The sequence below is a fragment of the Cupriavidus sp. 8B genome (assembly GCF_054589115.1).
Genome location: NZ_BAAILO010000393.1, coordinates 1 through 305 on the forward strand (window position 1 = coordinate 1; position 305 = coordinate 305).

Genomic DNA, 305 nt, shown 5'->3' on the forward strand with positions numbered 1-305 from the left:
GCGAATTGAAGGCTAGGGCTACATTATCCATTGATTGGTGTAGACCTCGATATATCGGTTGAACGTGTTGCAATATTCGAAGTAATGTACGATGCTGGAGTTACCATAGAAATGGAGAAAGCAATGGCATCATACAAACAGCTGCTGGCCGAAAAGGAAAAACTCGAGGCTCAGATCGCCGAAGTGCGAGCAGCAGAAGTCGCTGGCGTTATCGAACAGATTCGAGCCCTAATGGCACAGCACGAGTTGACTGCCGACGACATCGCTCCAAAGCGTCGCCGTGGCCGTCCCGCAGCAGACGCGGT

At 51.5% G+C, this 305-nt stretch carries 1 protein-coding gene; it reads left to right on the forward strand.

The window, feature by feature from the left end:
• Positions 1 to 123: 123 nt before the first annotated feature.
• The coding region (locus ACYP5B_RS37515) for an H-NS histone family protein (protein WP_459572950.1) at positions 124 to 305 on the forward strand (182 nt) is incomplete at its 3' end.